Origin of the sequence: Pelosinus propionicus DSM 13327, from assembly GCF_900114615.1 — a bacterium.
GTDB lineage: Bacteria > Bacillota > Negativicutes > DSM-13327 > DSM-13327 > Pelosinus > Pelosinus propionicus.
Window position 1 is genome coordinate 1 of the sequence record NZ_FOTS01000109.1, and the last position, 3,055, is coordinate 3,055.

At 41.7% G+C, this 3,055-nt stretch carries 5 protein-coding genes; all 5 read left to right on the plus strand.

Annotated elements, in window-relative coordinates:
• Positions 1-318: DUF2577 family protein (locus BMZ99_RS25615; protein WP_139214866.1), on the plus strand; the 318-nt coding region annotated here is incomplete at its 5' end.
• Entirely contained in the window at positions 318-725 is a 408-nt protein-coding gene (locus tag BMZ99_RS25620) for a DUF2634 domain-containing protein (protein ID WP_090944904.1), read from the plus strand. The genes BMZ99_RS25615 and BMZ99_RS25620, both read left to right, overlap by 1 nt.
• Positions 725-1,876 (plus strand): baseplate J/gp47 family protein, encoded by a 1,152-nt coding sequence (locus tag BMZ99_RS25625; RefSeq protein ID WP_090944908.1) that lies wholly within the window; start codon positions 725-727, stop codon positions 1,874-1,876. Before BMZ99_RS25620 ends, BMZ99_RS25625 begins: the two co-directional genes overlap by 1 nt.
• A complete protein-coding gene (locus BMZ99_RS25630) occupies positions 1,866-2,789 on the plus strand; it encodes a putative phage tail protein (RefSeq protein ID WP_090944912.1) in 924 nt (307 codons plus the stop codon). The genes BMZ99_RS25625 and BMZ99_RS25630 overlap by 11 nt, the downstream gene beginning before the upstream one ends.
• On the plus strand, positions 2,790-3,055 hold a 266-nt coding region (locus BMZ99_RS25635; RefSeq protein WP_217645162.1), incomplete at its 3' end, for a hypothetical protein.

Here is a 3,055-nt window from a genome sequence, read left to right on the forward strand (position 1 = left end):
ATAGGAACGGTAGAAACAGCCAGTCCTTTGACAGTGCGTATTAGTCCACAGATCCTATTGCCAGCAGATGTACTGAATTTAACCGAAACAGTCTGCTATAAAAAGGTAGATCTTACTCATACGCACATTGATTCACGCAGCGGCACCACAACACCAGGACTTAGTAGCGGTGTAACAGTAAACGGAGCTGCCGGAGATAACACCCCAGCAGCTCCTTACACTGTTATTAATCGTGATCTAGCTGCTGGTGATAAAGTGGTTATGCTGCGGGCTATGGGAGGGCAACAATATATTATTTTATCTAAGGTGGTGAGCTGATGGGGTTAACTCCTACCTCTACAGATCTTAGTACAACTATAACAGTAACAACCTACCCGACAAAAACCTATTACGTGAATCGTGACACTGGCAGGGTAGTTACTACTGTGGATGAATTAGCGGCTATGAAACAAGCCGTTAAAAAAATATTGTGGACGGAACGGTATCACTGGCTTATTTATACATGGAATTATGGGATTGAATTAAATGATTTGGTTGGTAAGGATCTAAACTATGTAACGAGTGAATTTAAACGGCGTGTGTCTGAAGCTCTACTGCAAGACGACAGAGTAGAAAGTGTCACTGATTTTGTATTTACGCAAACCGAAGCCGATAATTTAACTTGTACTTTTAATGTTAACACCACCTATGGAACTGTATCTACCACGACGGAGGTGAGTACGTAATGCTGAATTTTACGAGTTATACTTATGATAGTATTTTAGCAGATGCTTTAAGCAGGGTACCAACCACGCTAGATAAGCGCGAGGGCAGTATTATTTATGATGCTCTTGCGCCTGTTTGTGCAGAACTGGCACAGGCTTATATTGAAATGCAGAATATTATGACGCAGACTTACGTCCTTACTGCTACGGGAACCTATTTAGATTATCGTGTAGCTGAAGCAGGGATTACACGTAAAGAAGCAATTGCAGCAGTACGAATTGGTATTTTTGCGGACTCCAATTCAGCCGCTTTTGCCGTATCGATTGGCAGTCGATTTTCCACGCCGACAGGATCAGACAGCGTTGTATTTAAAGTCACTAGCGCCTATACGGATACAGACGGTAATACAGTAGATGGTAAATATCTGCTAACAGCGGAAACAGCAGGCACAATTGGAAATGATTACACCGGTGTACTAACTCCAATTACTTATATATCGGGGTTGGCCAGCGCGGTATTGTCTGATGTAATAACTAGCGGATCAGCAGAGGAAGACGACGACGCATTATTAGCCAGATACTTGGAGGAAATTAACTATCAAGCATTTGGTGGCAATATTGAAGATTATCGCAAAACAATATTAGCTATTGATGGCGTAGGAGCTGTACAGGTTTATCCTGTATGGAATGGCGGTGGTACAGTAAAGTGTAGCATTATTACAACGTCGTACGATGTGGCGGCAGATGATTTAGTAGAAACCGTCCAGGAAGAGGTAGACCCCGTTGTCGGATCAGGTACAGGCCTTGGTACTGCTCCAATAGGGCACCAGGTTACAATAACTACACCGACCGCTGTTGATGTAGACATAGATGCAACATTAACACTAGCTAGTGGATATAGTATCACGCAAGTGCAATCCGCTATCGAAACGGCGGTGACTGCATATATTTTGACTGTGCGCAAAGCGTGGGGAACCATGCAAAGCACCACGGAAAACATCTATAGCGTGTACGTTTATCGCAGCCAATTAATAGCGGCTATGGTATCTGTATCCGGAGTTTTAAATATTAATAGTTTGATAATCAACGGTGCTGCAGTTGACTTGGAGTTAACGCAAAATGAAACAATACAGCAATTGCCTATACTGGGGGCGATAACTCTTGGCACATGATTTAAAAGATTATTTGCCGGATTATTATGATGATATCACGGATACGGACGCTTTAATGGATGCGGAGCAGCCGGACATTGATACATTATGGAGTAATATTTCAACGATGGACAATGCAGACCCTGATAGTCTAGCAAACCGTGGTGTAATGGATAATCAATTCATTCAGACATCAGATTCAGGCAAACTGACAAAGTTAGAAGCTTTATTTGGCATATTGGCAGATACCACAACAGAAACATTAGCTTTCAGGAGGACGCGGCTTTTAAATCGGTTTAGCCAGCATCCACCTTTTACGGTGCCCTGGTTGACACAGCAACTTGATAATTTGATAGGCGCAGGGCTATATACACTTACTATTGATCACGGAAATTACACGATTTATCTTGCTAGTTCTGCACAAAATCAAAGTTATTATACCGAAGTAGTAGCGACAATTGCCTATGTTAAACCTTGTAATATGATATTTGTGAATCAGCCTTTAGTACCTCATGGATTGTATGTAAATGAAAGCGTAAGTCTTGGTGAATATGTTTATAATTATCATCTTGGAACGTCCTGGATTTTAGGGCAAAAACCGTTTTTAAGTTTTTCAGATGGAGGGATCATTGTAGTGGCAGCATCAGGAAGCGTACAACCCGGATTATTGGCTGATGTCGCAGCATTTACCGCGACAGATATAGTAAAAGTAAGAATCAACGGATCGGTATTAATTACCATTTTTGAAATAAAGACATCAAGTGCAGCAGTTACCACAGTGGAATATGACGTAACCCCTACACAAGCGTCTACAATTACGCTAGTAGAGCTGTTAAACTCTAGTAATGTAGTTCTTACGTCCTCTACTGTATATGTCCCCGTGCCGCTGGGTGTACGAATGACGCATACAATTACATTTAAGGAGGGAAGTTAAATGGCAGAAAGACCGGTTGCGACAACATTAGCATCTGATCAAAAAACAAGCTGGGCATTAAATGACACCGTTTTAAATACAGATGCTAATAACTGGGGTCAAGGAATTAATGATTCGCAGTCTGCTATCAATAATATTAATACGGCCTTTGATGGCCTATTGCCAAATACGGCAGGATCAGCGACAGACACTATAATTGGGACACGAACCATCACCGATACCGTAACAGCAGTTACGGGAGCTAATACATTAACTAATTTACTCAG

Bases quoted from the DNA above. Each gene is read 5' to 3' on its own strand.
- BMZ99_RS25625 (WP_090944908.1), top strand. From the start codon at position 725: ATGCTGAATTTTACGAGTTATACTTATGATAGTATTTTAGCAGATGCT.
- BMZ99_RS25620 (WP_090944904.1), top strand. From the start codon at position 318: ATGGGGTTAACTCCTACCTCTACAGATCTTAGTACAACTATAACAGTA.